17 protein-coding genes are annotated in these 24,381 nt (G+C 60.9%); 2 read left to right on the forward strand and 15 right to left on the reverse strand.

Features of this window, described 5'->3' with window-relative positions; genetic code table 11:
- Positions 1-120: 120 nt before the first annotated feature.
- From ACP8KU_RS11035 to ACP8KU_RS11090, 12 genes are all read right to left on the reverse strand, one after another.
- Entirely contained in the window at positions 121-1,677 is a 1,557-nt protein-coding gene (locus ACP8KU_RS11035) for an acyl-CoA carboxylase subunit beta (RefSeq protein WP_023029672.1), read from the reverse strand.
- Positions 1,652-6,415, reverse strand: a complete 4,764-nt coding sequence (locus ACP8KU_RS11040) for a beta-ketoacyl synthase N-terminal-like domain-containing protein (protein ID WP_484483753.1) — start codon at positions 6,413-6,415, stop codon at positions 1,652-1,654. Before ACP8KU_RS11040 ends, ACP8KU_RS11035 begins: the two co-directional genes overlap by 26 nt.
- Positions 6,416-6,505: 90 nt before the next feature.
- A complete protein-coding gene (locus ACP8KU_RS11045) occupies positions 6,506-8,251 on the reverse strand; it encodes a FadD32-like long-chain-fatty-acid--AMP ligase (RefSeq protein ID WP_284631881.1) in 1,746 nt (581 codons plus the stop codon).
- A 59-nt stretch (positions 8,252-8,310) separates the two neighbouring features.
- Positions 8,311-9,231, reverse strand: a complete 921-nt coding sequence (locus ACP8KU_RS11050) for a cutinase family protein (RefSeq protein WP_484483754.1) — start codon at positions 9,229-9,231, stop codon at positions 8,311-8,313.
- 33 nt (positions 9,232-9,264) lie between these two features.
- Entirely contained in the window at positions 9,265-9,792 is a 528-nt protein-coding gene (locus ACP8KU_RS11055; RefSeq protein ID WP_284631878.1) for a hypothetical protein, read from the reverse strand.
- A gap of 2 nt (positions 9,793-9,794) precedes the next feature.
- Positions 9,795-11,744, reverse strand: coding sequence for an alpha/beta hydrolase-fold protein (locus ACP8KU_RS11060; RefSeq protein WP_023018126.1), 1,950 nt, complete (start codon positions 11,742-11,744; stop codon positions 9,795-9,797).
- Between the two features lie 250 nt (positions 11,745-11,994).
- A complete protein-coding gene (locus tag ACP8KU_RS11065) occupies positions 11,995-13,014 on the reverse strand; it encodes an alpha/beta hydrolase (RefSeq protein WP_023029677.1) in 1,020 nt (339 codons plus the stop codon).
- A gap of 139 nt (positions 13,015-13,153) precedes the next feature.
- Positions 13,154-14,848 (reverse strand): arabinofuranosyltransferase AftB family protein, encoded by a 1,695-nt coding sequence (locus ACP8KU_RS11070; RefSeq protein WP_484483755.1) that lies wholly within the window; start codon positions 14,846-14,848, stop codon positions 13,154-13,156.
- Between the two features lie 54 nt (positions 14,849-14,902).
- Positions 14,903-15,883 carry a decaprenyl-phosphate phosphoribosyltransferase gene (locus ACP8KU_RS11075; RefSeq protein ID WP_284631875.1) on the reverse strand — a complete coding sequence of 327 codons (981 nt, stop codon included), beginning with the start codon at positions 15,881-15,883 and terminating at the stop codon, positions 14,903-14,905.
- Positions 15,880-16,392 carry a phosphatase PAP2 family protein gene (locus ACP8KU_RS11080; protein WP_237801792.1) on the reverse strand — a complete coding sequence of 171 codons (513 nt, stop codon included), beginning with the start codon at positions 16,390-16,392 and terminating at the stop codon, positions 15,880-15,882. Before ACP8KU_RS11080 ends, ACP8KU_RS11075 begins: the two co-directional genes overlap by 4 nt.
- A complete protein-coding gene (locus ACP8KU_RS11085; protein ID WP_484483756.1) occupies positions 16,382-18,334 on the reverse strand; it encodes a glycosyltransferase in 1,953 nt (650 codons plus the stop codon). Before ACP8KU_RS11085 ends, ACP8KU_RS11080 begins: the two co-directional genes overlap by 11 nt.
- 140 nt (positions 18,335-18,474) lie before the next feature.
- Entirely contained in the window at positions 18,475-19,062 is a 588-nt protein-coding gene (locus ACP8KU_RS11090; RefSeq protein WP_484483757.1) for a three-helix bundle dimerization domain-containing protein, read from the reverse strand.
- Positions 19,063-19,228: 166 nt separating this feature from the next.
- On the opposite strand from ACP8KU_RS11090, the gene ACP8KU_RS11095 reads away from it, so the two are divergent.
- Positions 19,229-21,079, forward strand: a complete 1,851-nt coding sequence (locus ACP8KU_RS11095; protein ID WP_484483758.1) for a chorismate-binding protein — start codon at positions 19,229-19,231, stop codon at positions 21,077-21,079.
- Positions 21,076-21,828, forward strand: coding sequence for an aminotransferase class IV (locus ACP8KU_RS11100; RefSeq protein ID WP_484483759.1), 753 nt, complete (start codon positions 21,076-21,078; stop codon positions 21,826-21,828). Before ACP8KU_RS11095 ends, ACP8KU_RS11100 begins: the two co-directional genes overlap by 4 nt.
- 102 nt (positions 21,829-21,930) lie before the next feature.
- On the opposite strand, the gene ACP8KU_RS11105 is transcribed toward ACP8KU_RS11100, so the two are convergent.
- From ACP8KU_RS11105 to glf, 3 genes are all read right to left on the reverse strand, one after another.
- The gene (locus tag ACP8KU_RS11105) at positions 21,931-22,860 is read right to left on the reverse strand and encodes an alpha/beta hydrolase (RefSeq protein WP_484483760.1); all 930 of its coding nucleotides are present in this window, start codon (positions 22,858-22,860) and stop codon (positions 21,931-21,933) included.
- Between the two features lie 23 nt (positions 22,861-22,883).
- The gene (locus tag ACP8KU_RS11110) at positions 22,884-23,099 is read right to left on the reverse strand and encodes a hypothetical protein (RefSeq protein ID WP_023029685.1); all 216 of its coding nucleotides are present in this window, start codon (positions 23,097-23,099) and stop codon (positions 22,884-22,886) included.
- 62 nt (positions 23,100-23,161) lie between these two features.
- A complete protein-coding gene (glf, locus tag ACP8KU_RS11115) occupies positions 23,162-24,358 on the reverse strand; it encodes a UDP-galactopyranose mutase (RefSeq protein ID WP_023029686.1) in 1,197 nt (398 codons plus the stop codon).
- Positions 24,359-24,381 lie beyond the last annotated feature (23 nt).

Below are 24,381 nucleotides of genomic sequence, written 5' to 3' on the forward strand. Positions count from 1 at the left end.
CAGTAAATGTAGCCGATGATTTCACCAATCAGGTCGAATGCGCTGGACAAAGCAAACAAGGTTTTCTCCTTCAACTGTCACGAAACTCTTATTTGGGTATCGTAACGCCATAGCACCGCGTTACATCGGTGCAATATTGTGCTTTTTGGGCAGGTCATGCGCAGACTTTGTGGCCAATTGCCGCAGCGCCTGGCGCAGGGCAATGCGCGATTGATTCGGTTGAATCATGGCATCCAAGTAGCCGCGTTCCGCTGCCACGTAGGGTGCCGTCATGGTCTCATCGTAGAAGTCCATGAACATCTTCTTGGTCATCTCGCGCTGCTCTGGGGTCTCGGCGGCCTCGAGCTGCTTGCCCGCAATCATCACGACTGCTGCGGCCGCACCCATGACGGCGATCTGCGCGGTAGGCCACGCCAAGTTAATATCGCCGCTCAAGTTCTTCGACCCCATGACGGCATAGGCGCCGCCGTAGGCCTTGCGCACGATGAGCGAGACCTTCGGCACGGTCGCTTCCACGACGGCGAAGGCGAATTTCGCACCGCGGTGAATCAGACCCACCTTCTCCTGCTCCACGCCCGGCAGGTAGCCCGGTGTATCGACAACGAAGACGAGCGGGACATTGTAGGCATCGCAGATGCGGATAAAGCGCGCGCCCTTATCGGCGGCATCGGCATCGATGCAGCCGGCCAAGTGCATAGGGTTATTGGCCACAAAACCCACCGTCTTGCCGTCGATGCGGCCAAAGGCGGTGATCATATTCGGCGCGAAGTTTTCTTGGATTTCAATGAGCTCATCGTCATCGCCAAGCTGGGTGAGCAGATCCATCATGTCGTAGCCGGCGTTGGTGTCATCCGGCATGAAGGAATTCAGATCCTCGTCCTCGGTGATTTCGGCATCAGAAGGCGCGGGAAAGGTCGGCGACTCATCAAAGCAGGTCAGCGGCAGGTGATCCAAAATATCGCGCACCATGTCAAAGGCGTCTTCCTCAGAATCCACCACGGCAGAGACGTTGCCGTTGAGTTCCTGTTGGCGGGCACCGCCCAGCTCAGCGGAGGTGACGTCTTCACCGGTAACCTCACGGATGACATTGGGGCCGGTGACATACATTTCCGCTTCCTCATCCACGGCGATGACAAAGTCAGTGGTCACCGGCGCGTAGACCGCGCCGCCGGCGGATTTACCCATCATGATGGAAATCTGCGGGCTGCGGCCTGATAGCGGCAGCTGGCGGCGGGCGATTTCGGAGTACATCGCCAGCGAGGTCACGGCGTCTTGAATGCGGGCACCACCGGAATCTTGGATACCGATGACCGGGCAGCCAATCTTGATGGCCATATCCATGATCTCAGTGACCTTCTTACCAAAAGTCACACCCACGGAGCCGCCGTAGACCGTCTTATCGTGGGCATAGATACACACGGGCCGGCCGGATACGCGGCCATAGCCTGTGACCACGCCATCGGAATAGATGGCCTCCGGGTCACCCGGGGTCTTGCCCAAGGAACCGGTTTCCACGAAGGAACCTTCATCCAAGAGCTCGTTGATGCGCTGGCGAGGGGTGGTACGGCCTGCCTCGTCGCGGCGTGTGCGGGAACGCTCGCTGCCTGGATCTTGCGCCTCTTCAAGGCGCTTGCGCAGGTCAGCGAGCTTCTCAGCGGTTGTTTGCTTGGCCGCCACGTATCTTCTCCTCGATCCAATCGTTCATATGCTTGCCCACGGTGCCAATGGCTGGCTCGTCCGGCACTGCCAAGTGATCGCCGGGCAGCTGCACAATATCTAGATCCTTAACGATAACGCCCCAGCCGCCATCCGGATCAACCTCAGCGTAGCGCGGCTCCAGCTCGATCGCACCGTCATGCATCCGCTCGGAGCGGAAGAGCAGCACGGGAACGCTGACATCGGCCCAGCGGTGGAAATCGATCTTGGCCAGAATCTGGTTATCCACGAAGGACGCCCGCTGGTGCTCCAAGACGCCGGCGGACAGGCCGTGTTCGGAGGCATCCGTCGTGGCCAAGAATTCCGCCAGCATGGTCATCAGGGCATCCTCGCCCATGGTTTCCAGCATCTCGTACGGAGGCTCGAAGTCCAGGCCATAGGTCTTCTTGGCAAAGGCGGCGTAGCGCTCCCACCGGGCGCGGGTTTCTTCCGGCGTATCCGGTGCCGGGTGGGAAGGTTGCGTGGTATCGAGCAAGGCGATGAACGCGACCTCGGCGCTCTCCTCCCCGCGCTTGCTGCGCTCTGTCAACTGGTAGGCCACCTCATAGGCCAAGGCGCCGCCAAAGGACCAGCCGCCCAGGACGACCTTGCGGCCGCGCGCATAGCGAACGATGTCCTCGATATAGGCGGCGGCCCGCTCTTCTAAGGAGCCTTCAATCCTTTCGACGCCGTAAACGGCGACATCTTCTGGCAGCCGACGGGTCAGCGGCTGATAGACCACCGTGGTTCCACCGGCCGGGTGGAACATGAATACGGCTGGGCCATCGGCCTCGCGCAGGACGCGAATATTTCCCTCCACCTCGGTCTCAAGGCCCTCACGGACCAGATCAGCCAAGGTTTCCAGCGCCTCAGCGTCGAGGACCTGCTGCGCGGTGACATCGATGTGCGCGCGCTCGCGCAAGCGCTCGGCAATCTGCGCGGCCACCTCCTCAGAGATTGCTGGAAGCGGCGAGGTCACGCCCGCCGGAGCCTTGCCGGTAATGCTTGCCCAGGTGCCAAAGACCATGCGCTCAGAGGCATCGCGCGGGGCAACGCCCACACCCTGCTCCGAGTCTTGAGTGGTGTCGTCTGCTGCGGCCGCGGACTCCGTAGCCTCCGACGGTGCAGCGTCGGCGCTAGCGTCACTGTTATCTATGCGGCCGCCGGCAACGGCCTCCTCGACCATGGTGATGACGTCTGCTAAGGAGGCATCGCGAAGCGCCTGCACCTGCAGCGGTGGAATCTGGAAGTCATTTTCCACGCGGTTTTTAATGCGCATGCCCATCAGGGAATCGAGGCCCAAGTCAATCAGCGGCAGCTCGCGCGGCAGATCCGAGACATCATAGCCCATGGATTCGGACACGATAAGCGCCAGGCGGTCCTCAACGGTTTCTTGGCGCGGATCCCAGCGCACCGCGTCTACATCCGCGTCATCGGCAGTCGGCTCCGGGGCGGCGCTGCCCTCTGGCACCGCTGCGACCCCAGGGATCGCACCCGCGCCCAAGTCCAAGCCGGAGGCAAAACCTTCCGCCAAGAGCTCGGTGCGCGTGTCCTGCACGCTATAAACGGCGATGGACATGCCGCCGATGGACGTGGTGACCACGGTGGTAATTTCCCCGTACGGCGGGAGATCGCGGTGTTCCTCCGTGGCCACGATGCGCGCCCCAGGCTGCACCGCTTCTGCGGCGGCCTCCACGATGGCCAGCGTGGACGGTGCCTGATCCGCGTTGGTGGAAAAGGCCACCTTGCCCTCCGGCAGGTTCACGCGGGTACCGGGCAGGCCGGATACCCCGGCCGAAGGCCGCGCGTTGGTCCAGAAGCGCTGGCGGTTGAACTGGGTATACGGCGCTTCTGCCTGCGCGCCCGAGCCCACTACGGCGGCAAAATTCACCGGGGTTCCGGTTACGTAGAGCTTGCTCAATAGATCCAACAAGGACTCGGTGGGATCCACCTTGCGCTTTAGGCTATACAGCAATTGCGCATCGGCCTTGCCCACGGCAAACGCGGTAGACATAAGCCCCATGAGCGCCACCGGGTTCGGCGAAATCTCCACCAGCTGGGTGTGGCCTGCGGCAAAGGCCTGTTCCGTAGCGTCCTGCAGATATACCGGGTAACGGGTCATGCGCAGCCAGTAATCCTCATCGTGGACGGTGGTGCCGGGGCGGTAGACCTCGCCCTTATCCACGGAGGAAAAGAGCGTTGTGTGCAGCGGGTGGGCCTCCATGCCGGCGATGGCCGCTTCGAGCTCGCCCAAAATCGGATCGACGGCGGAGGTATGCCCCGCCGCCTTCACGTTGAGCGCGCGGGCGAATTTTCCTTCCCCATCGAGTTTTTCCACCAGGTCCAGTACCGCCTGGCGCGGCCCACCCACGGTGGTCATGCCGGGGCCGGTATAGACGGCTGGTTCGATGGATACATCGAGGGCGGCGATGTCCTCGGCGGACAGCTCGACCACGGCCATGGCGCCTTGGTCAGCCTCGCTTAGCGATGCCTCTCCCTCACCCATCAAGCGCGCGCGGTGGCAGGCAATGATCATCGCATCCTGCGCGGAAATGCCACCCGCGGCATAGGCCGCGGCGATCTCACCCATGGACATGCCCATAACGCCCGCTGGGCGCACGCCGAAGGAGGCCAATAGATCCGTTAGCGCGATCTGGATGGCGGTGATGGCGACCTGCGCCGTTTCCGTGTCATAAGTTTGAGAATCGTCCTCAACGATATCCAGGATCGACCAGCCAGATTCGAAATCAACGACCTCGTCGAGTTCTTTCAGCCGCGCGCTAAACAGCGGCGAGAGCGCAATCATGTCCTTCGCCATCTTGCGGTGCTGAGAGCCAAAGCCGGAAAATACGAAGACCGGCCCCTGCACCTGCGGGGAATCCGCCGCGGCGATGCCGACAGACACCTTGCCCTCGGCCACCTGGCGCAGGCGCTTAATGGCCTCTTCAATGGAGCTGGCCATGACGACGGCACGCGAGCGCGCGTGGTTGCGGCGCGCGACCGTGCGCGCTACATCGGCTAAGTCTGGTTGTTCTGCCTCTAAGAAATCCGCGAGCAGCCCCGCCGCACGCGCGCGGCGGGAGGGCAAGAGGCCGGAGACCGGCAGCGCCACCGTGTCGGTGGATAGCTGCGGCTCGCTGGTACGCGGGGTGCCCTGGTAATCCGTCAAGACGACGTGGGCATTAGTGCCGCCAAAGCCAAAGCCCGATACGCCGGCCACCTTTTTCCCGGAGTATTCCGGCCACTCGCGCGGGTCTTCAACGACCTCGAGGCGCTCGGCCACGAAATCGATATAGCGGTTCGGGCCAGCGTAATTGATATTCGCGGGGATAATATCGTGCCGCATGGCCTCGATGACCTTGATGAGGCCCACGACGCCCGCGGCGGATTCGGAGTGGCCGATATTGGTCTTGGCAGAGCCCAAGAGCACGGGGGATTCGATGCCGCGTCCGGCACCCAGCACGCGGCCGAGCGCGCTGGCCTCGATGGGATCGCCCAAGATGGTGCCCGTACCGTGGGCCTCCACATAATCCACGTCCTCGGGCGCCACGCCCGCATCCGCGTAGGCGCGGCGCAGCACGTCTTCTTGCGCTTCTGGGTTGGGTGCGGTCAGGCCATTCGAGTGGCCATCAGAATTGACGGCAGACCCCTTGAGGACGGCTAGGATTTCATCGCCATCGGCCTCCGCGTCCTCTAGGCGCTTGAGCACCAGCACGCCGGCGGCATCGGCACGCACGATGCCATCGGCGTCATCGGAAAAAGCATGAATGGCGCTGGTAGGAGACGTAACGCCCAATTCCGAAAAGGCGGTGGAGGCGTGCGGAGCGGCCAAGATATTCACGCCACCCGCCAGCGCAACATCGGCCGCACCGGTGCGCAGGTCCTTGATGGCATGGTCAACCGCAATCAAGGAAGACGAGCAGGCCGTGTCCACATTGATGGACGGGCCGCGGAAATCCAGGGCATAGGAAATGCGGTTGGCAACGATTGCCGAGGAATTACCCGTAAGCGCATAAGGGTGCATCTCCGTGGGATCGGCGGTAATCAGCATGCCGTAATCATTATTGGTCGAGCCCATGTACACGCCCGTGTGCGTGCCGCGCAGCTCATTGGCAGGAAGGCCAGCGTTCTCCAGCGCGTGCCATACCAACTCGAGCAGGATGCGCTGCTGCGGATCCATGTTCGCGGCCTCCAACGGCGATAGGCCGAAGAACTCCGCATCAAAGGATGCAACATCGTCGATATAACCGCCATCGGTATTTTGCTGCGCGATCTTCTCGCTCATTACCGGATCGGCGCTGTATTCAGACCACCGCCCCACCGGCAGCGGACCAGTACCCGCGCGCGATTCCGCGAGCATGGTCCAAAATTCCGGCACGTCTTTGGCACCTGGGAAACGACCGGACAAGCCGATAACCGCAATATCAGTACCCTGCGCAGCGCGAGTCGAGCGCTGCACGCGCGGGGCATCGTCGCGCCGCCCCGCGGGCTCATTAAGCAAGCGATTGGCTAGGAGCTCAATCGTGGGGTACTCATACGCCACCGTGGCATCGAGCCGCGTGCCTAAGAGATTTTCTAATTCACCCGATAGCACTACGGCATCTCGTGAGGAAAGACCATAGTTTTCCAGTGGGGTGGAATCTAAAATCTCTGTGGCGGCAACGCCCGTGGCCTGGGATACCCAGTCACGCAGCCATGCACGAAGTTGCTCGATGGTCATAAACCGTCTTTCCTAGTGGGGTTAATAGAACGACAAATACCTATATCGCTCTATTTTGTCACCTTGTTAACTTAACGTCCGAATCCGGCTTTAAGCTTGGTAGTCCTTTTTTGCCACGCGGCGGGCAATCTTATGCGAGGAGGTGCGCTTAATTTCGCCCGGCGCCTTCCACACGATATCGCTCGGGGTAATGCCGTGATTCTTCGTCACGGCCGTGCGAATCGCCTCGCCGGCGGCGGCGTCGCCAGATGGATCCGCGTCATCGGCGCGCTCTACCAAGAGCACCAAGGACTCTGAGTTTTCGCCCTCTACGGCAAAAGCGGCGACGGAATCTGGGCGGACGTGCGCGGACGCGTCCTGCACGGTGCCTTCAATATCTTGCGGGTAGTGGTTGCGTCCGGCGATGACGATGAGATCCTTAAGCCGCCCGGTGATATACAGCTCGCCCTCGATGATGGTGGCGAGATCGCCGGTGGCCATCCACCAATCATCCTCCGGCAGGCCGTCCTGGATGCGCTCCCCCAGGGTATTGCGGAAGGTAGCTGCGGTTTCTTCCGGGCGGTTGAGATAGCCCGTTGCCATATTTTGCCCATGCACCCAGATTTCACCAATGGTGCCCTCTGGGACCTCGGCCTTGGTTTCAGGATCCACGATGGCCAGGTGCTGGAACGAGACGCCCTGGCCATTCGAGGTGAAGGCCACCGTTGCAGCGGATTTTTCTTCAATAACCGCCTTACCGTCCGCCAATTTCTCGCGGTTGAAGTGGGAGATGATCGGGCGCTTGTCACCCTGTGCGGTAGAAACGATGAGGGTGGCTTCCGCCAAACCATAGGAAGGGCGCAGCACGGAGCGCTCGACGCTGAAGGTGTCCAGGAATTTCTGCACGGCTGGTTCCGTCACCGGCTCAGAGCCGATGAGGATGCCATCGACGTTGGAGAAATCCGCGTCCTTGCCGTAGCGCGCGGCCAATTCCAGGGCGAAATTGGGCACGGCGGTATAGGTCTTCTTCTCCTCACCCGGCTGGCGGCTGATGCGCTCAACCCACCGGTTGGGGTGCTGGATGAAATCGCGCGGGGTCATCAAATCCAATTCGATGCCCAGAATCGTGGTAAATAGCGCCAAGATGATGCCCATATCATGGTGCATCGGCAGCCACGACACCACGCGCGGCGGGAACTGCATATTCACGGCTCGGAAGATCTGCAGCACATTGACCAGGATCGCGCGGTTGCTCAACTCCACGCCGGCAGGGGTACGCGTTGAGCCGGAGGTGTACTGCAAGAAGGCGGTGGATTCCACGCCCTCGCCGGCAACCGGCTTCCACGACGCCGCCAAGGAATCTGGCAGCGCACTGATGGAGATGACGCGCGGGCGCTCCCGCTCGGTGGAGAAATAGGTGCGCACCGCTGCGGCCGATACGCGGTTGGTCAACACAACGGTGGGCTCGCAGTCAGCAAAGACCGCCTTCAGGTGATCCGCGTGGCCTGGCTCATTCGGATCATAGAGCGGAATCGGGGTCATTCCCGCGTACATCGCGCCCAAGAAACCAAAGAGGTACTCCGGGGAGTTGCCCGCCAGGATGGCCACGCGGGTACCGGGTTCTGCAACTTGTTGCAAGCGCGCTGCCACCACTTTGATCCGCGTATTGATCTCTTGGCGGTTGAGCTCGCGGGAGGTGTCTCCCTCATCGTAGAGCCACTGGCGGATTACAACCTGCGAGGTATCCGTTTCTGCCTGGTAGAGGGTCTCAGCCAGGCCCGCCAAGGTGAGCTCTGCCGGGAGGGCGATATTGCCCTCGGCGTCAAAGAACTTCCCCATGAGTTGCTGTATATCCATCGATTCTCCTTTGGTAAATGGTTTTGTCTTAAAAAATATCGATGTGTTAGCGCCTCATGTTACACGGCGTCGATGACCCGGTGGGCCCAGTCCACGACCCACTGGTTTGCAGTAGTCCCATCAATCACGCCGTCATTGCTGGCGTACTGCGCATGCACCCCATTGGCCCCGATCAAATCCTTGGCGCGTTCCAAACCATTGCCCACGCCGGTGGGAGCATCACACACGGAGTCATCCGGGGCACAGATCTGGTAGGTCCTATCCGCGAGCTCGCCGAAGCCATGCGGGCGCGCGCCGCGCATGGTCGCTCCAGGCACGATGGGCTGGACGAGCCCGGAGACGGGCTCCAAGGCAATCTCGGCACCGATTCCGCCGAGCGCGTGGCCTGGATTTTGGCCCACGCCGTTTTCACGCCGGCCATCTGCGATCAGCGCCACGCCAGCGATATTTTCCGCCGGGATCACGCCTTCGCCACCGCCAATATCATCGGCCACATCGCCGGCGATGACCGCACCTTGGGAAAATCCGCTCAAAATGAACTTGGTCTGTGGGCAGCTATCGTGCATGCCGCGCAGCTCTTCATTCATCTTCGCGGTGCCCTCATTGCGGGAATCGTCGTAGCTCATCTCCTCCTGCGCATTGATATTTTTAAATTGCGCAGTATACGGAAGGGTCCACACCTTCACATCATCCCCGTAGGCCTCCCGCAACGGCTGCGTAATAGACAGCATGAACGAGCGCGGATTAGCAGAAGGGTTGAGGGGATCATCGTCGGCCGCGGATTCCCAGGTGCCTGGCGCGGAAATAAACTCCACGGCCGGGCACCAATCCGGCTGGGATTGCTCCGGTGGTGCCGCAGACTCTGACTCCTCGGGGGCACCAGGCCCCGCCGAGTCCGAAGTCGTGAGGTAGTGCACCGCCCCCGCGCCGATCACAACGAGGAGGGCGAGGACGGCAACGACGGTAATGATTTTTCGCATGAACTAGTTGTACCCGGAAAACCTCAAAGGAAGCTAGCAAAGGGCTGAACGTGCGTTGTCCTGAAGCAGCTTGGTGAGCTCGTCAAAGTCTTTATCAGAGCGTTGCTGCTCAATCAGTTGCCCGGCCACTGCGGGAATGGTGATTTCATCCTCGCCGCAAGCGCCCTGGCCAGCACCGAGGAGCTGATCTTCTACCCCATCGACGTTCACGCCTGCATCCTTCAACGAATCCAGATACGCAGCCTCTTCCTTGGGCAGCTGCGCGGACGGGATTTCAGAGATCTCACGGGCACCGCGATCCTCCGGGGAGTTCGCGGAACCAGAGCCGTTCCGCGGCTCAGCGAAATCCTTGGAATCGTCCTTGGACTCGGAGGGCTCCTGCGAGGAGGAAGCACTGCTAGATGCAGACTCGCTACTGCTCGTGGTCGATTCTTCGGAGGTCTTTTCGCGCGACAGCGGCGCCACCGAAGTGTCATTGCCGGAGTCACTATCCACGGTGGCAGAGTCACACCCTGCCAAGCCGAGGCATAAGACCGCTCCTACGAGGGCTAATTTACGCATGCTTACTTCTTTTCAGTCTGTACGCGGCCCATGACTTCACTGATCGTTCCGTGCTGGAACTCCTGCTTCAATCCACCAGCTGCGATTTCGGAGTAATCAGAGGTGGGCCAGCCAAATTCGCCGTGCTCCCAGCCCTTCTTACCCCATTCATCCATGATGGCGCCCTTCAAGATGTAGTGCGCGCCGGATTCTGGGGACCAGTAGATGGAGCCATGTTCAAACTCCTGGAAGAAGCCGCCCTCGACCTTCTTCTCGCCGTCCGTGGGGAAGCCCAGTGGGGATTCGACACCGCCCATATCCTTGTACTTTTTGCCAATGGCACCAAAGGACACCTGGTTCTTGCCGTCCGGGTTGCGGGTCAGAATGCCGTTTTGGAATTCCTGGGTAAAGCCTTCGCCCACCTTCTTGACCGCGCCGGTCGGGTACTTCAGATCGCCGCCTTCGTAGCCCTTCTCGCCCCACTTCTTAAACATGTCGCTGGTAATTTCCCAGGCGCCGGTCTCTGGGCTCCAGTAAATGGAACCGTGTTCGAAGTGCACGAAGCGTCCCTTGCCATCTGGCGTTTTAAGCTCATCGGACTTCGGGAATCCCAACCAGGAGGTAGGGCCACCGATTTCCGCATAGCGGGCGCCAATGCGGCCGTGCAGGGCGTGCGCACCGGTCTCCGGGGACCAGTACGCCGTACCGGTTTCGAAGTCTTGTGCCTTGCCCTTATCGGCAACGTCATATTCGTTATTCAGGCAGGAACCGATGTGGCCTTCCTTGGTGGCCTTGGCGATTTCGCCTTCGGTCTGACAGTCCGCACCGCGGTCGGCCTTGTCAATGTTGAGGGCATCCGCAATGTAGGGCCATGCATTTTGCATCTCAAATTGCCAGAATTCCCAGCTGTGCACGCCGGAGGGGCGGAATTGCACCACCGGTTCCACATTGGCGCGCTTCGCGTAATCCACGAAGGTCTGGGTGGACATGCGGGAGATAACCTCCAGGCCCATACCGGCCAAGCTTGCCTGGCCCTTGGCCACGGAGGTGGCATTGCCAAAGTCATCCTTGCCGTTACCGGCAGAGACATAGACCTGCATGTCCTTGAGGTTTTCGATGCCCAGCTTTGGATCGTGGTCGATCCAGTCCTGCGAGCCCGGCTCGCCCCACATCTTGCGGGAATCGAAGCCACCGGCATCGCGCTGCGCGGCCATGATGGCCTGCGGCATGCCGCGGGTGGTCGTATCAAGGTAGCCGGAGAACGAGCCCACGAAACCAAACAGGTACGGGTTGCGCTCCGCCAGGTTGATCGCAGCGGTACCGCCCATGGACAGCCCAGTGACCGCGCGCTTCTGGTTGGAGCGGTATTCCTTATCCAAGATGGGAACCAATTCCTTGGTCAGGAAGGTCTCCCACTTGTAGTTCTTGCCTGCATCCGGCTGCTGCCAGTCGGAGTAGAAGGAGGATTCGCCGCCCACCGGCATGATGAGGTTGACGTTGCGGTCCGCGTACTGGTTGAGGATATTGGTCTCAATGGTCCAGCCGGACTCGTCATCGCGGGCGCGCAGGCCGTCGAGTGCCCATACCTCAGGGAACTTCTTTTCCGGCTGCGAATACCAGTCGCGCGCGAGCTGAATCTGCACCTTTTGCTCTTGATCCGGCATCGCTGCGGACTTGATATAGACCATCAGGTGGCGGTTGGACAGGTACTCCACACGGTTGATCTTTACGCCATCCGGCAGGCCCTCTACCTCTGGGTACTCGGTCTCCACTGGGGTACGAGCCGGCGGATCCTTGGGCGCAAAGTGGTCAGACAGGCTGCCGCCACCGCCTGGCTGAGCAGAGCTAATATCACCAAGTGAGCTTTGGGCTGTGGCATTGGGCAGCAGGGCCAGTCCAACGGCGATGGCGGTCGGTACGGCTGCTACCGCAAGCCCCTTGCGGGCCTTGCCCGGGGAAGTGTTTTTGCGCATAGGTAAACGTCCTTGAAGATTTACCGCGGCTACATTCCGAAGGTTCCCCTCCTCCGGACTGCCGCCTGCGGCGTGAGCTGTCTATTGTGCGCTTAAGTTTAAGTTGAACTTGAGGCTTAAGAAAGGCTGACACGCCGGAGGCAATTTATATCACCATTTATTGCGGTTCGGACGAGGCTGAACTCAAGCCCTATTACAGACGCAAAAAGTCCCCTACCACAAGGTAGGGGACGAAAGCGTTAAGCGGCTTTTACCAAGCGTTCATAACGTTGAGAACCTGCGGCTTCGACTTCTCCAGCTGGTAGCCAAACTGCAGCCAGTTGTGCAGACCCTGTGCCGGGTAGTCCACGGTCGGGTTCAGGCCCTGCAGGCGAGCTGCACCTTCCCAGACGTGGGTGGTGATGCGGGAACCGACCTCAAGGGCAGCACCGGCTGCTTGGTGCTCTGGGAGGTAGCGCTGGCGGTCAAGGTCGCCCGGGATACCGGTTGCGGCGGAGATGTAAACATCGGTATTGCGCAGCTGCGGGATGAGCAGCAAGGGGTCATTCTGGAAACGCTTCGGGTTAAACAGCGAGCCGTACATCGCGTTGATGTTGAACCCACCGGCATCCAGCATGGCAAAGCGCATGAAGGTCTGCGCGCCCGGAACCGTCGTGGTCAGGTAGCCAGAGAAGGACAGCGCCTGGCGGAACTGGTCATTGTGCTTTGCGGCCAAGGTCAAGGCAGAACCAGCGCCCATGGACAGGCCAGCAATGGAGTTATTATTGCGGGCCACGCCAAAGTTGCTCTCCAAGTAGGCGGGAAGCTCGCTGGTCAGGAAGGTCTCCCACTTGTAGTTGACCGGCTCGTTCGGGTCGTACTTAGCGGGTGCCTGCCAGTCAGCGTAGAAGGAGGACTCGCCGCCTACCGGCATGACCAGGGTGATATTGTGCGGCTCGTAGGTACGTGCCGCATTGACGTCATTGACCCACGCATTGGTGCGGTCGGTCGCACGCAGTCCGTCCAAGAGGTACAGGCCAGCGTTGCCGCCATTCTTTGCGGGCTGGATCTGCACTGGGATATTGCGGCCCATCGCCTGAGACCACACATCGCAGCGCTGGACCCACCAGCCCACCTGGTCCCACTCGCACGTGCCAGTATTGTCCGCACGCAAGAAATCGCGGTGAGCTGCGTGCGCCTGCTGGGTGCCGCCTGCCACTACGGCAAGACCCAGCGCTACGGCGACTGCCATGATGACCGAAAGGACGCGACCCCTAATAGATGCAGTCATCTTTCTCCTTCACAAAGTATTTGGTAATTGTCACTTAGCTTTATCGCTCGGAATCTGTGAACCGTTAACATCCCGACGCGAAAGCCTAACTAGCAAGCAGTCTAATGCACTCCCGGGCCAAATGTTGCATCTTCCCCCATCAGTCCAGGTAAGACCCCGGATCGGAAGAGAAGGAAAGTGTCCGCCCGTCTGTCAGGGAAAATTTAATGTTTTCCCAGAATCGGCCCCAAGTTAAGGGATCCCTGTACGTGGCAAAGAGTTCCTGAAAATCGGCATCGTTAAGCGCGGTGCGGGCCTTGCGGGCCGCGTCCTTATCAATCCAGAACGGTACGGAATCAATATCGGCCGCGGAATCCGCCACCTGCCACGGCATGCCCAGGCTCTTATCGTGGCCAATCCGCCCGCCCTCGATGCGGGGCTGGCGCGCGGCCAACGGGTTGCTCAGGCCAATCTCATCGAGCACGCGCACATCCAACGGGGCATTCATGGAGGTAAGCCCCAGGTTGAGGTAATACACCGTGGGCGGATCCGTGCGCGAAGGATCCCCCTCGGTAGCCAGCCAGGAAGGGCTGCCATCGTCTTGCAGGTAGCGGAAGGTCATGGCATCGCCATCCTCCAGCTCCTTAATCGCGTCCTTATAGCCGTGCATCATCTCACTGCGCAGGAACTCTTCGGCGTGGCGGGGCGGTTCATCCATCCGCGTAGTGTGGGTCCAAAAATCGCGCTCATCCACAATGGAAATATCGCTGTCATAGACGGCTGGATCCACCGGGTGCCCGCGCAACGCAACGATAATCGCCCACACGGCGCAAGCGACAGAAGCCACCCATACCCGCAGGTTCACCACAAAAATGGGAAGTAGGGCGGCAAAAAGCGGCAAAAGCAGCATGCGGCCGTGCATGAAATCGCCGCCCACCCGCAGGACATACAGGGTGTGCAGCACAGCGGTTCCGACGAAGATGTAGACGGCAGATGCGGTAGAGCGCAGATGCGGCGGGCGCAGCTCAGCCTTCCAGAGTGCGGCTACCACCAGCACGACCAGCGGCAGCACCAACCAGTAGGGCCCAATGAAATCACCGAGGTAGGTAAAGCCCTTTCCCCATTCGGAGCCACTGGCGGATTTCGCCACCGCCGTATGCGGGGTCAATAGGCCGTAGTATCCCATGCGGAAAATCTGGTAGCCCAAGGGCAGCGGCAGGGCGATGGCCAGCACCTTCCACGAGCGCGTGGAAATCAACAGCACGATTCCAACGATGCCGCCGTACAGCGCCAGTTCGGGGCGGATGAGCCAGGACAGCCCGGTCCAGAAGGCTAGCCAGTACGCGGCGGAATTCCCGCGCGCGTGGCGGTGCGGGCGCGCCCACTGCAGCAGCAGCCACCACAGCATAGCCAGGTAAAACAGGCACAGGCCCCATTCCAAGCCGGAGGTAAAAAAGTCACGCGCCGGCGGCAGCGCCACATAAACCAAGGCGCCAGCCGGGAGCACGATGCCGGAGTGCATGCTTGTCGATGCCCACGTGCCCAGCACCATCGCCGCCACGGCCAGGACCAGCCCGAGGTAGATGGCGATGGATTCTAGTTCAGCATTGCTGACCCACCGCACCGCTAAGATGAGGTATTGCCACAGCGTGGAGGTATTGGCCTCAACGCGCTCGCCCACATTGAATACCGGACCGTTGCCGGCCTCTAGGTTGCGGACGGTGCGCAGGACGATGAGCCCGTCATCGGAGATCCAGCGGCGGGCGAAACCGCCCCAAAACGACAAAAAACCGACAACAATGATTGCCGCTGGCGCGCTCCAGCGCGCGAGGTTCTTGTTGTCGGTGTTACACACGGGGTGAAAGTGTATCAGCCCCAGCGCGGTTTACCTTATCGAAATTCCTTGTGCTTAAAACAAGGGCATGACGTAGACGGCCATAGCGATACAGGCCAGCCAGGCAATGGCAAGGATTTGCAGGGTGCGGTCCCCCAACGCGATTTCTTCCGGCGCCCCGCCCTGGCCGCGGTCCACGTCGGCGGCATAGCGCAGGATGGCGATGGTAAACGGCACCATGGAAATCTGGTACCACACGCCACCGGAGGTTGCGGCATTCGCCAGCTCAAAGCCCCACAGGGAGTAGAAGACCACCACGGCGGTGGCCGCTAGCGTCCACACAAAGCGCAGGTAGGTCGGCGTATAGCCCTGCAGGGACTTGCGGATTTTCGCACCGGTCTTTTCCACCAGCAGGATTTCGGCATAGCGCTTACCGGAGGCCATAAACAGCGAGCCAAAGGCGGCGACCAGCAAGAACCATTGTGAAAGCTCAATATCGGCCGCCACGCCGCCAGCCATGGTGCGCAGCATGAATCCAGAGGAAACCAGCGCGATATCGATAACCGGAATGTGCTTCCAGCCAAAGCAATAGCCCAACTGTAGGGCGATATAAACCGCCATGACGATGGCCAGCTCGAGTCCCGCGGTGGCCAAGAAGGATAGTCCAATGGACAGGCCAACGAGCACCACGGCCATGACATAGGCCACCTTGATGGGCAGCACGCCCGAGGCGATCGGGCGGAAGCGCTTGGTGGGGTGCTCTTGGTCCTCGCGCCAATCCTTGGCGTCATTGATTAGGTAGATGGAAGAGGCGCCGAGGCAGAAGACGATGAAGGCTAGGAGGACATCGACAAGCACGCGCCCATGAAAGAGCGAGTCCGCACCGGCCGCGGCGGGCGCGGCCAGCACGAGGATGTTTTTTACCCATTGCTTCGGGCGCAGGGCCTTGACCATGCCATCGGCCAAATTCTTCGGCGGCTTGCGCTTGCGGCCGGTATCGACACCGGACGTATGCGGCTCCGAATAGAGAAAGTGCTGATTTTCAGCCTCACTCATGCGTCTTTCTCCTTCGTCATTGCCCGCGCGGTGGCAGCGCCAATGGCTGCGCCCGCGACGGTATCGGTTGGATAGTGCACCCCGAGCACCATACGCGATGCCATCATTACCGGCACTCCCACAAGCGGGGCCTTGGAACCCGTCAGGCGGGAAAGGCCCACCAAGAAGGCGGTGGTGGAGGTGGCATGCGAGGACGGGAAGGACAAGCGCGAGGGAGTCTTCACCCCAACGCGCACGTAGGAATAGTCGGGCCGCTTGCGCCGCACGATGCGCTTGAGCACCACGCTTGCCGCATGCGCGGTAAACGCTGCGGCACCGATCCGAATCCAGTCTTCCCGGCGCTTTTTGTCCAGGCTGGCGCCTAAGGCCGCGCTGCCCATCCAGCCCAGGGCGTGCTCTCCCAGGTGGCTTAAACCGCGGGCGGTGGGCACGACACCCGGCACGTCAAAGGCGGCGTTCTGGATGGACTCCAAAACGCGGGATTCTGCGATGGAAAGCTTATTGGGCATCAAAAACCTTCTTCCAAGAGGACCGCGCGGTCAATTCTGGCAACGCGGCGCGGTAGCTTGCCCGCAAGTCATCGAAGTTTTCTTCAATTTCCTTCAGCAGGCTGCGGGTTTCGGCGATAAGCTCCTTGGCCAAATCGCGGTCGCGCTTGCGGAAGGCCACGCCCGTGCCGCCGGCCGTGGACACGGTGGCGGAATCCAGGCGGGAGAGGGTGAACCAGCGCGCCTCTTCTGGGGTGAGGTTTAGCTGCGGTGCCGCGTGGTGCGCCGGATCCTCCTTGCTCAGCAGGTGCTTGAGGCCCTTGGCCGCCCATGGCAGCTTTTTGACCTTGCCCAGGCGGCCGCCCACATTGCGGGTGGGAACGCCCGGCGCGCCGGTCGGCGCTGGCAGCTGATCCGCGGATTCGATGATGACCGCATCCGAATAGTTCTTGCGGATCTCCGCGATGCGCGGCAACGAGGTATCCAAGATATCGAAGAGGCGGTCTGGCCCCGCAAGGAAGTCCTTCATAGCCTCAATTTGGATGGCCATGGTGGAGTATTCCATGCACATGGTGTGCTTGAGCGTGGATTTAAAGATGGACTTGGTAATGCCGGATACCGCGCCATCGTGGTACAGCGAAGCCACGATCAAGCGGTTGCGCAGGTGGAAATAGGCCTGCCAGTCAATGGCATCGTCCTTATCCGCCCAGGCCATGTGCCAAATGGCAGCGCCCGGCCAGGTCACCGTGGGGAAGCCATTGCGGGCGGCGCGCAGGGAGTATTCGGTATCGTCCCACTTGATAAACAGCGGTAGTGGCTGGCCATTGGTCTCTGCCACCACGCGCGGGAAGAGGCACATCCACCAGCCGTTGTATTCCACGTCCACGCGGCGGTGCAAGGCGCGTGAATCGTACTTCTTCGGATCCAAGTGGGTCTCCTGCGTGCCGATGGCGCGCAGCGGGTATTTGGCGAAGTCGTGGTCATACACGGCGTGCGGGGCCGCACCCCACATGAAATCGGAGCGGTTGACCCGCTCACCGGTGGTGCGCAGCTGGGAGCGCTCCTGCAGGTTGAGCATCTGCCCGCCCACGATGATGGGCCTGGCGGCGTAGCGTGCGGCCTGGACGGCACGCAGTACCGAATCTGGTTCGATGGCGATGTCATCGTCCATGTACAAGATGAAGGGCGAATCGGTGTTTTCCAGCGCCTCGTACATGATGCGGGAATAACCACCGGAACCGCCGAGGTTGCCCTGGCGGAATTCGCGGAAGCGATCGCCAAAGTGGTCTACCGCCTCGTCGTATCCGGGCTCATCGGCTGGGTGCTGGTTGCCCTGGTCCGGCATGAGGACGAAGTCGATGATCTCATCCACCACGGGATCTTCTGCCAGCGCCTGCAGGGCGGCGACGGCGTCCGTGGGGCGGTTGAAGGTGGGGATGCCGACGGCGACGCGCTTTTCGGAAGGGGCAAGCTCGGTGCCATCGGGAAGCGTCTGCGCCGCCGGGGCCTGCGGGGAGCACCAGGCTGCATCCGACAACGTGGTTTCCTTTTCCGCGGTGATATCGAACCACAGCCAGCCGCCATCCTCGAAGTTCTTCAGTGGCAGCTCAAACTCGTGGTGGCCGGTGCCCACGAGATGGTTGGCCACGGAAATGCGCTGGCCATCCTGCTTGGAACGGTACAAAGAAACGTTGGCCTGGCCCTCGATCTCCAGGCTTAGAACCACCGAGCGCAATTGCGACCAGCGGCGCCAGTAGGAGGCTGGGAAGGCGTTGAAGTAGGTTTCAAAGGAGGCTTCCTCGCCGGCCGGGATGGTCACGGCGGTCCGGTTTGTCCAGCTCAAGCGCTCGCGGTTTTGCTCCGCCTCGATGAGGTAGAGCATGCGTACGTCAAAGGGTTCGCCGCGCTTGGGCAGCAAGATTCGCTGCAGGGGCTCATAAGCCGTGGTGTTGTTGGCAGTCACGATTGCTTCGATTCTCCAAACGATTTAAACAGTAGTCAGCGACCTAGCGTAGTTGTTTTCGCGCGACTGCTCGGGTTTACACGCGGACAATAAAAGAAGGGCCGAGGAATTCCTCCTCGGCCCAGGGTTAATGAGGCACCTTATGCGCTCACGCGCTCGGTTACCGGGTCGATGCCCAGCTTGTTCAGCATGTAGTACACACGGGCTTCTAGATCATCGGCAAGCTCGCGGGCCTGCTCAACGGTCTCAGCCGGGGCGATGTCCCAGATCTTGATGTCCTTGCCGGCCTCATCGCGCTCGACCTCGCGACCCAGGTACACGATGTAGTCCGGCATGGCCACGGTCCGCACCTCTTCGAGGTACTTCTTGGGAGCCTGGCCCATCCCGCGCTCGCTCATGACGTGGGCCAGGTGGTCATTGCCGTCATTTTCCGGGTGCGCGGCGGCAGTATCGACGTAGAGCGCCGCACCGGCGTGCTTCTTGGTGAGGTCCGCTGCGGCCTTGGCCAGGGCGTGGTTATTGCCCGCGGCGAAGCGAACGTGGATGCGGTGGGCACCGAAGAACTCGCGCACCTCGCGCTCTACCAGCACGGGGATGAATTCCACGAGCTCGGCGTTGGCGGTGTGCTTGGCGATGACCTCGTCCAGCTTCGCATCGATGTCAGCACGGGTATATCCGTGACCGTACTTGGCGTGTAGGTCGTGGCGGAGGGTTTCAAACTGGTTCATTGTTATCCCCTTTCCTGGATTCTTTCCCCGTTTGCTTTTTGTTAACTTAAAGTTAACTTTACAACGCGGTGTGACATACGTCAATTGGTTGGTCATAACCCAGTAGTTAGCCCTCGCGTGGAGCAAGTTACGCGTGGGGCGCGCTGGGCTATAGACTCTGCCTTTGATGATCCTGCTCATTGATAATTACGACTCGTACACGTTTAACCTCGCGCACCTCATCGCTGAAGTCTCCGGAACCGAGCCGCTCGTCGTTCCCGCGGGCGAGGCCGCCGGCATTCCAGAGCGCGTACGCGCCGGTGAATTCAGCCACGTGGTTATCTCCCCTGGCCCAGGCACCCCGGAGGAAGAAAACGACTTTGGTATGTCCCGGCGCGTTATCGAGGCGGCCGCCGCAGCGCGAATTCCCCTGCTCGGCGTCTGCCTTGGCCACCAGGGATTGGCGATGCTCGCCGGTGCCCGCATACGCCGCGCGCCCGAACCGCGCCACGGCTTCGTATCCACCATCAGCCACTCCGGCGAGGGAATTTTTGCCACCATCCCGCAGGATTTTCAGGCGGTGCGCTACCACTCGCTGCACATTGAGCCCGCCCCCGGCATCACCGTGCACGCCCGCAGCGAGGACGGCACCGTCCAGGCCCTCAAGGTCGATGGCCTGCCGCATTGGGGCGTGCAATTCCACCCCGAATCGGTGCTGACACAACATGGCGCGACCCTGCTGCACAATTTCCTCGGCGGTTTTCGCCTGCTTCACCGCGAGGTCTCCGGCGCGATTGACTGCCCCAGCATCTTCGCGGCGCTGCAGGCAGACGACAACGACGCCTTCTTCCTGGACTCCGCCGATACGCGCGGGCGCTATAGCATTCTTGGCGATGCCACCGGTCCCCTCAGCAGGTCCTTTCGCTACCAGCTTGGCGATGCCCCCGATATCCTCACCACCCTCGAGCGCGAGCTATCCACGCAGGTCTTTGACGCACCGGATCTACCGTTTACCGGCGGGGTAATCGGTTACTTGGGTTACGAATGCGCGCAGCTTACCCTGCCCATCCAGCTGCGCCACCGCTCGCCGTATCCCGATGCCTACTTCATCCGGCCGCAGTCCTTCCTTATCTACGACCACCACCGGCAAGTGGCGCACCTGTGTTGCCTCGACGGCGACGGCGCGCAGAGCCTGCTCGACCGGCTGGAGGAAGCCCTGGAAGGCGGGCAGGTGGGAAGCGAGGGGGCGGCATCGGCAAGCGCGGGCGCCTGGCGCACCACCGACTACCTGGACCGAATCCAGCGCGCCCAAGAGCTTTTGCACGCCGGGGAAAGCTACGAGGTCTGCCTGACCGATACCTATACCGCGCAGGCCACCGGCGATATTTATACAGCGCTGCGCCGGCACAACCCAGCACCGTACGCGGCGCATCTGGTATTCGACGGCGTGGAAATCTGCAGCGCCTCGCCCGAGCGCTTCCTCAGCGTGCGCGATAACCGCGTCGAGGCCAAGCCCATCAAGGGCACCATTCCAGCCCACCAGGACCCCTCCCTGCTTCGCGACGACCCCAAGACCCGCGCTGAAAACCTCATGATCGTGGACCTTTTGCGCAACGATTTATCCCGCGTGTGCGAGCCCGGCACCGTGCGCGTTCCAGGGCTGATGAACGTGGAAAGCTACGCCACCGTGCACCAGCTCGTCTCCACGATTACCGGCCAGCTGCGCCCCGGCGCCACCGCGCTCGATGCCATCCGCGCCGCCTTCCCGCCCGGCTCCATGACCGGCGCTCCGAAGCTGCGCACCTGCGAGATTATCGATGCCCTCGAGGCAGGACCCCGCGGCGTCTATTCCGGCATCGTGGGCTACCTCGACTATTCCGGCGAGGCGGACTTCAGCGTGGTCATCCGCACCGCGGTGCGCGCGGGTTCCGAGGTCACCGTCGGTGCCGGCGGAGCCATCGTCCTCGACTCCGATCCCGCAGCCGAGCTGGCCGAAAGAAACCTCAAGGCCCAATCGGTACTCGGGGCGTGGTCATGAGCTCCTATATCTGGCACGACGGCACCTTTATCCCCTGCACCCCACCGGCCGACTCCTGCACCGTGGCCGATTCCTGGCGGCATTCGCAAGGCCGCACGCACGGCCTCCACCTGCATCTAGAGCGCTTCGAGTCCGCCGCCGGAACCTTGCCCACAGGCTTCGTTCCCGCCATGCTGGAGCTGCTTTCAGGCGGCGAGCTTTTCCCCCGCATCGCCCTCATAGCCGACGAGCTTTACCTCGATATCCGGCCTGCCCCGGCTCCGCGCGCCCACACGCGCCTTACTTATACACAGGCCCCCGATCCCCGAGTGCGGCCTCTAGTCAAAGGCCCGGACTTACCCGCCTTGGCCACCTACCGCAGCCAGTATCAGGAAAGCGGCACCGATGACACCGCGATTGTCGATGCCCACGGCGCCATCACAGAAACCACCACCGGCGCGCTCATCGCCTGGAACGGCGACACGCTCCTGCTCCCTACCGGTCTTCGCCTGCCCAGCGTGACCCTGCGCCAGGTCCTGCACCGCTGCAATGACGCAGGACTTTCCACCGTTCAGCGCCCATTGACCCCGGCACTCGCTGCGGAATGTCCCCTGTGGTTTATCAACTCACTGCACGGCATTAGCCCCGTCAGCTCCATACACACACCACACGGCACCATCACCCCGCCGCCGCACCCGGAGGCCGCAAGCTGGCAAAACTGGTGGTGGCAGGGTTTTAGCACCGAAACTATGGGTGAACGCTACACATAACACTCAACACAACACTGCACATGTTGAGTGTTGTGTTGAGTGTTGGGTGTTGTGTTGAGTGTTCACGCCGAGATTTCTATTAGCTCGGGCAGATCGCGGCCTTTAGCCTTGGCCCCGCAGCGCACGCCTTAATTCGCTGCCGATAATGGTGCGCGCAACCAACGCATCCGAAATAATCCCGCCCATCTGGACGAACGGATGAACTTGGCCTTTAAATTCGATCGAGCTCACTACATTTCCCGCATTGAGCATTCGCTCAACGTAGTCACTTACCTCAGAGACCAACGGATCAAGCTCACCGGTAATCACCGTCGCTGGAGGTAGCCCCACCAGATCGCCGTTCCTGCCGGGTGACATACGGATATCCGTGCGGTCTGCGGTGCCCGCGTAAGAATCATAAAAATAGTTAAGGCGCCGCCGGGTGAGGTAGTAGCCGTCACTAAAATCCGAATGGGATTGCGTGTCAAAGGTGGATAAATCCATGACGGGATAGATCAACACTTGATGCGCCAGCTTATCGCGCAGTTCTTGTGCAATCACCGCTGCGATATTGCCGCCCGCGCTGTCTCCACCCACGGCAACGCGCGTTGGATCGATGCCAATCCCCAGTTCTCCTTGTAGCACCCCGTTTACTACTGCACGGCAATCATCTAGTGGTGCTGGGAAGGGGTATTCCGGTGCACGGCGATAGTGCACGCTGATACAGATGATTCCCGATTCTGCGGCAATGTCCCGCACGGTTGTATCCGTGGTCTCTAAATCCCCCAGCACCCAGCCGCCGCCGTGGAAGAAGATGAAGGCAGGCTCTGCTGGTGGGGCATCGGCAAGCGCGGGCTCCTGTGGCACATAAACCCGCACCGTGACACCGCGCACCGAGGTCTCGTACACGGAAACCATCGGGGTTTTCTTGCCCCACGCCGATGCCGTTTTCAGCTGGGTGGAACGGTTTTCCTCTGGGGTGCGCGTGTCCAGCTGCGAGGCATCCCTGTTCAGCTCGAGGAATTTTTGGGCTTCGGGCTGAATAAACACCATAAAAATACTTTCCAGTACTGCACCTAGTAAGCGATGCGAGCACTCATCATAGCTGGGTTGGATAGCGGAAAGGCCCGCCGGGTGTTCCGGCAGGCCTTCTTTGCTTGCTGCTTTTTCTTATCGGGAATGCGCGTTGCGCGGCTGCGCAGTTTCAAATGCTCCTGGAGCCGCTCCGGGGACATCTTCCACATGCTGCGGTCCGCGTGCCCGGGCTTGGTGTATTTCTTGCGTTGCGCCATGCCGTCACCTCCTAACCTGTGAGGTGACTAAGCATAGCGTGCCCAGGGCGGATTAGCAGCTCTTAGTGTCCACGCTCTTGCTCGATGGCCTTGCCCTCGTTCCAGAAGGGCACGAGCTTATTATCGAATAGGGACAGCGCGGCGCCGATGGCCATGTGCATATCCAAGTACTGGTAGGTGCCCAGGCGGCCGCCGAACAACACCTTGTTCTCCTTGGCTTCTTGGGCGGCTAGTTTGCGGTACGCCTCCAGCTTGGCGCGGTCCTCCGGCGTATTGATGGGGTAATACGGCTCATCGCCCTTATCGGCAAAGCGCGAGTACTCCTTCATGATGACCGTCTTATCGGAGGGGTAGCGGTCCTTGCGCTCTGGGTGGAAGTGGCGGAACTCGTGGATGCGGGTGAAGTCCACATCGGCATCGTTGTAGTTCATCACCGGGGTCCCCTGGAAGTCACCGGTATCGAGGACCTCGAGGTCGAAGTCCAAGGTGCGCCAGCCGAGCTCGCCTTCAGCAAAGTCGAAGTAGCGGTCCAGCGGGCCGGTGTAGATAACCGGGGCTTCCGGGGACTCAGCGCGCAGATCCTCGCGGACATCGAACCAGTCGGTGTCCAGGCGGACCTCGATGTTTTCATGATCCGCCATGTTTTCTAGCCACGCCGCATAGCCATCGACGGGCAGGCCTTCAAAGGTGTCGTTGAAGTAGCGGTTATTGAAGGTATAGCGCACCGGCAGGCGGGTGATATTGCTGGCCGGCAGTTCCTTGGGGTCGGTCTGCCATTGCTTGGCAGTGTAGTCGCGGATGAACGCCTCATAGAGCGGGCGGCCGATAAGCGCGATGGCTTTTTCCTCCAGGTTCTTGGCCTCATCCACAGAGAATTCGCCGGCTTGGTCCTTGATCAGTTCGCGGGCCTCATCGGGCGAGTAATAACGGCCGAAGAATTGGTTGATAAGCCCCAGCCCCATGGGGAATTGGTAGGCCGTGCCATCGTGCATGGCAAAGACGCGGTGCTGGTAGTCGGTGAAATCGGTGAACTGGTTGCAGTACTCCCACACGCGCTTATTGGAGGTGTGGAAGAGGTGCGCGCCGTATTTGTGCACTTCAATTCCGGTGGTGGGTTCCGCCTCGGAGTAGGCATTGCCGCCCAGGTGCTCGCGGCGCTCAACGATGAGCACCTTCTTTCCCAGCTGGCTAGCGGCCCTTTCCGCAACGGTCAGACCAAAGAATCCGGAACCAACAACGATGAGGTCATAAGAAGTCATGGCTCCCACTTTATTGCACGCCA

Source organism: Corynebacterium sp. LaCa_282 (assembly GCF_057198125.1).

Excerpts from the sequence above, each read along its gene's own strand:
- ACP8KU_RS11100 (WP_484483759.1), top strand. The coding sequence starts at position 21,076 with ATGAGCTCCTATATCTGGCACGACGGCACCTTTATCCCCTGCACCCCA.
- ACP8KU_RS11065 (WP_023029677.1), bottom strand. The coding sequence starts at position 13,014 with ATGACTGCATCTATTAGGGGTCGCGTCCTTTCGGTCATCATGGCAGTC.
- ACP8KU_RS11090 (WP_484483757.1), bottom strand. The coding sequence starts at position 19,062 with ATGAACCAGTTTGAAACCCTCCGCCACGACCTACACGCCAAGTACGGT.
- ACP8KU_RS11080 (WP_237801792.1), bottom strand. The coding sequence starts at position 16,392 with ATGCCCAATAAGCTTTCCATCGCAGAATCCCGCGTTTTGGAGTCCATC.
- glf (WP_023029686.1), bottom strand. The coding sequence starts at position 24,358 with ATGACTTCTTATGACCTCATCGTTGTTGGTTCCGGATTCTTTGGTCTG.
- ACP8KU_RS11105 (WP_484483760.1), bottom strand. The coding sequence starts at position 22,860 with ATGGTGTTTATTCAGCCCGAAGCCCAAAAATTCCTCGAGCTGAACAGG.
- ACP8KU_RS11040 (WP_484483753.1), bottom strand. The coding sequence starts at position 6,415 with ATGACCATCGAGCAACTTCGTGCATGGCTGCGTGACTGGGTATCCCAG.
- ACP8KU_RS11095 (WP_484483758.1), top strand. The coding sequence starts at position 19,229 with ATGATCCTGCTCATTGATAATTACGACTCGTACACGTTTAACCTCGCG.
- ACP8KU_RS11055 (WP_284631878.1), bottom strand. The coding sequence starts at position 9,792 with ATGCGTAAATTAGCCCTCGTAGGAGCGGTCTTATGCCTCGGCTTGGCA.
- ACP8KU_RS11050 (WP_484483754.1), bottom strand. The coding sequence starts at position 9,231 with ATGCGAAAAATCATTACCGTCGTTGCCGTCCTCGCCCTCCTCGTTGTG.
- ACP8KU_RS11110 (WP_023029685.1), bottom strand. The coding sequence starts at position 23,099 with ATGGCGCAACGCAAGAAATACACCAAGCCCGGGCACGCGGACCGCAGC.
- ACP8KU_RS11060 (WP_023018126.1), bottom strand. The coding sequence starts at position 11,744 with ATGCGCAAAAACACTTCCCCGGGCAAGGCCCGCAAGGGGCTTGCGGTA.
- ACP8KU_RS11075 (WP_284631875.1), bottom strand. The coding sequence starts at position 15,883 with ATGAGTGAGGCTGAAAATCAGCACTTTCTCTATTCGGAGCCGCATACG.
- ACP8KU_RS11045 (WP_284631881.1), bottom strand. The coding sequence starts at position 8,251 with ATGGATATACAGCAACTCATGGGGAAGTTCTTTGACGCCGAGGGCAAT.